Genomic DNA, 3247 nt, shown 5'->3' with positions numbered 1-3247 from the left:
AAAAAATATACAGGGGCGTATTTACCTTCTTTAAGGTCTTTCAGTACTTTCTCCGGGGCAATACTAGATTCGGCCATAATATATCAAAATTACTAAGCTTTAGGCTGAAACTAAACCAATGTGAATAAATACTTGAAATTTCCGCTTTTAAGGATATAGCGTATATTTGTATTCTTAAAATAGAGTATTTGTGAAAAATTTTGTTGAAGAACTGAAATGGAGGGGCATGCTGCACGACATCATGCCAGGAACGGAAGAATATTTATTAAAAAACCAGACTACGGCTTACGTTGGATTTGATCCTACAGCACCCTCATTAACAATAGGTAACCTTGTTACAATTATGATGCTGGTGCACTTCCAGCATGCAGGTCATACCCCTATGGCTTTGGTGGGCGGCGCTACAGGCATGATCGGCGATCCATCAGGAAAGTCAGAAGAGCGTAATTTTTTATCGGAAGAAACATTACGTTTAAACCAGGAAGGTATTCGCAAACAGTTAACAAAATTCCTTGACTTTAACAGTGGTTCCAACTCAGCAAAACTTGTAAATAACTACGACTGGTTTAAAGGCATTGGCTTTCTGGAATTCCTGCGCGATGCAGGTAAAAACCTGACCGTAAATTACATGATGAGTAAAGATTCCGTGAAAACCCGCATGGAAACAGGTATTTCGTATACCGAGTTCTCATACCAATTGCTCCAGGGATACGATTATTACTATTTATACAAAAACAACAATGTACGGTTGCAGATGGGCGGTTCAGACCAATGGGGAAATATTACCTCAGGGACAACACTCATCAAGAAAATGGCTGATGGTACTGCTTTTGCTTTAACAACGCCATTGCTTACAAAGGCCGACGGTACAAAATTTGGTAAATCTGCCGGTGGAAATGTATGGCTGGATCCGAACCTTACGTCTCCGTATAAGTTCTACCAATTCTGGCTGAACAGTGCCGATGAAGATGTAAGCAGATTCATCCGCATCTTTACCTTGTTCAGTAAAGAAGAGATCGAAGCATTGGAAGCTGAGCATGCAAAAGCTCCGCATGAACGCCTGTTACAAAAGACTTTAGCAAAAGATATTACAATCCGTGTACATTCAGAAGCAGACTATGAGATGGCTATAAAAGCCTCTGAAATCCTTTTCGGAAAGAGCGTTACCGAAGATCTGCAGGCATTGAATGAAGCTACTCTGCTTTCTGTCTTTGAAGGTATCCCGATGATCGAAGTAGCAAAATCCACCTTGGATGAAAAACCGAATGTACTGGAACTGCTGAGTACACTTAGTAATTCAGAAGTTTTCCCTTCCAAAGGCGAAGCACGTAAGATGATCCAGGGGGGCGGCGTAAGTATTAATAAAATAAAAATAAATTCTCCGGAAGAAATTGTAAATTACCCTTTATTACTAAACAGCTACCTGCTGGTACAAAAAGGAAAGAAAAATTATTACTTACTGAGGTTCAATTAATTTTTACCTATGACTCAAATCAACCATTCCATTGTTGTAAAAAAACAATGTGCATACAAAGATTCAACAGGCAAACGCTGCAAAACGATTTGCACGTTGACCCACCCTTACTGTCCGGAGCACACTGCTTCAGAGCTTTCCTTCAGAGTTGACCAGTCTACAGTTCCTTTTGCGGGCCTGGGCTTATTCACGTTAAAGAAAATCAAAAAAGGTTCGGTGGCACTTTTGTATGAAGGTGAAAAATTAACGATCGACCAGTATAATAAAAGATACGACAAGGAAGGCCATGGTGAATACGGCATGACACTTGGTAAAAAGCACGTGATTGATGCACGAAAAACATCTTCCGGCCTGGGGCGATTCGTATGTGATTTCACAGGTTCAGGCAAGAAAGCCAATGTTGAATATCTTGATAATGATGGCGTAATTGAAATTGTTGCCAAAAAGAAAATCAAAGCCGGCGAAGAACTGCTGGTAGATTATGGTGATGAAATGCGCACAGCTATGGGCTTCCAGCCGGAAAAGAAAAAGAAAGACAAAAAGAAAAAGTCTGATAAAAAGAAGAAGAAAAAGTAATGCGTAATAAGTTTTACGTTTTAAGTAATAAGAAAAAAGCCCAGGATATAAATCCTGGGCTTTTTTCTTATTTATACTTTTAAGTAAAAGTGATTAATGGGCAAAGCCTGAATTCACCTGACAGCATTCCGGCAGTTTGGCGTGTGCGGCTGTATCCATCGGTACGTTTTTAGTCGCATGACCGGTAATGGCAATCACCTTTTCTATTTCAAGCGGCGAGATCCGTGTTGAATCGTACGAAACCTGGATCATTTCAGATTCCACGTTCCAGTCTGCTTTCTCAACACCATTGATGCTCAATACTGTTTTTTCAATTCGTTCTTTACACATTTCACAATTCCCGCGAACAAAAAAAGAAGCCTCCGCATTCGGCTTAGTTGTACAAGCGACAATGGTCAAAAGAATTGATGCTAAAATAAATACTTTTTTCATCAGCTATGGTTATTTACATGATTTACAATGTTGCAAGATACACAATTATTGTCGCAGGTAACTTTGCTAACCGCAATAATCGCCTGAAAACTTTCAATATCCGTCCGATGGAGCTGGATATTTAGCTTTCTATTAGTAAATTGCGGCAATATATTTAATGAAAAATGGCAAAACCGAATGATCTTTCCAGAGGCTCTTTTATCAGATATAATGGAGAACTTCTTACAATAACTGAAATTGAACACCGTACACCAGGCAACTTACGTGCCTTCTACCAGGCAAAAATGAAAAACGTAAAATCCGGCAAATCTGCTGAAGCGCGTTTCAGAGCGGATGAAGACATTGACATGGTACGTGTGGAAGTAAAAGAATTACAATACCTTTATCAGGATGGCGACAGCCTGGTATGTATGGATAATGACACCTTCGACCAGATCTATATTCCAATGATCCTGTTTGGAGAAGCAATTGATTTCGTAAAAGAAGAAATGAAAATGCTTATTTCTTTCGATGGCGAAACGCCTATTCAGGGCGAACTTCCTTCTCATGTTGAAATGGAAGTTACGTATACTGAACCGGGCATTAAAGGTGATACAGCAACCAAAACATTAAAACCTGCAACAGTTGATAACGGACCTACGATTACAGTACCCTTGTTTGTTGAGATCGGTGACCGTATAAAAATTGACACACGTACACGTTCATACGTTGAACGCGTAAAGTAATCTGATGGATTTTAAAAATAAACCCAGTTTATGATCATTG

4 protein-coding genes are annotated in these 3247 nt (G+C 39.5%); 3 read left to right on the top strand and 1 reads right to left on the bottom strand.

What is annotated here, in order from left to right:
* Window positions 1-190: 190 nt before the first annotated feature.
* Together tyrS and ACTHJT_RS14320 are read left to right on the top strand one after the other, a co-directional pair.
* A complete protein-coding gene (gene tyrS / locus ACTHJT_RS14325) occupies window positions 191-1474 on the top strand; it encodes a tyrosine--tRNA ligase (protein WP_440239391.1) in 1284 nt (427 codons plus the stop codon).
* Window positions 1475-1483: 9 nt separating this feature from the next.
* On the top strand, window positions 1484-2050 hold the full coding sequence (locus tag ACTHJT_RS14320; RefSeq protein WP_440239388.1) for an SET domain-containing protein: 567 nt from the start codon (window positions 1484-1486) through the stop codon (window positions 2048-2050).
* A gap of 93 nt (window positions 2051-2143) precedes the next feature.
* Here ACTHJT_RS14320 and ACTHJT_RS14315 read toward each other — a convergent pair whose 3' ends face one another.
* The gene (locus tag ACTHJT_RS14315) at window positions 2144-2482 is read right to left on the bottom strand and encodes a heavy-metal-associated domain-containing protein (RefSeq protein ID WP_440239386.1); all 339 of its coding nucleotides are present in this window, start codon (window positions 2480-2482) and stop codon (window positions 2144-2146) included.
* Window positions 2483-2646: 164 nt separating this feature from the next.
* Here ACTHJT_RS14315 and efp point away from each other — a divergent pair, with 164 nt between their 5' ends.
* Window positions 2647-3207 carry an elongation factor P gene (efp, locus tag ACTHJT_RS14310; RefSeq protein ID WP_440239383.1) on the top strand — a complete coding sequence of 187 codons (561 nt, stop codon included), beginning with the start codon at window positions 2647-2649 and terminating at the stop codon, window positions 3205-3207.
* Window positions 3208-3247: the final 40 nt, after the last annotated feature.

It is taken from the genome of Cytophaga sp. (assembly GCF_051961495.1).
Classification (GTDB): domain Bacteria; phylum Bacteroidota; class Bacteroidia; order Cytophagales; family Cytophagaceae; genus Cytophaga.
Note: the sequence above shows the minus strand (reverse complement) of the source record. Positions and strands in the feature narration are given on the sequence as shown.